This window comes from Campylobacter sp. 2018MI13 (assembly GCF_018501135.1).
Taxonomy (GTDB): Bacteria; Campylobacterota; Campylobacteria; order Campylobacterales; family Campylobacteraceae; genus Campylobacter_E.
In genome coordinates, this window is sequence record NZ_JAHCZC010000185.1 from 1 (window position 1) to 537 (window position 537).

Annotated in this window: 2 rRNA genes; both read right to left on the reverse strand. The window is 35.0% G+C overall.

The window, feature by feature from the left end:
- Window positions 1-89 precede the first annotated feature (89 nt).
- A 5S ribosomal RNA gene (gene rrf / locus KJQ99_RS09560) occupies window positions 90-206 on the reverse strand.
- A gap of 116 nt (window positions 207-322) precedes the next feature.
- A 23S ribosomal RNA gene (locus KJQ99_RS09565) occupies window positions 323-537 on the reverse strand; the annotation flags it as partial.

Genomic DNA, 537 nt, shown 5'->3' on the forward strand with positions numbered 1-537 from the left:
AAAAAAATATAATAAAAAATTAAATCTAAAAATATGTATATAAAAATCAATTATTATTAAAAAGAAAGGAGTTAAAAAAGATTTTAACAAGTCCGCAACGAGCTACTTTCCCCATGCCAGTAAGGCGTAGTATCATCACCCACAATGTGCTTAGCTTCTTGGTTCGGGATGGGACAAGGCGTTACCACATTTGTATAATCACGGACATTGTTATTTAAATCTATTAGTATTTAATAAACTTAAATAACAATGTTAAAAGCAAGTAATTTAAACTCTTAAACTTACTAAAGTAATAAACCTTAGCAAGGAAGTAATGCTTATTTAAAGTAAGCGGACGGTCTATTAGTATTGGTCAGCTAAATGGCTTTCACCACTTACACACCCAACCTATCAAGCAGCTAGTCTTGCTGCGACCTTAAGAGAAGATTCATCTTAGAGTTGGCTTCGAGCTTAGATGCTTTCAGCTCTTATCACATCCGAACTTAGCTACGCTGCGATGCTCTTGGCAGAACAACAGCTACACCAGTGGTTCGTTCA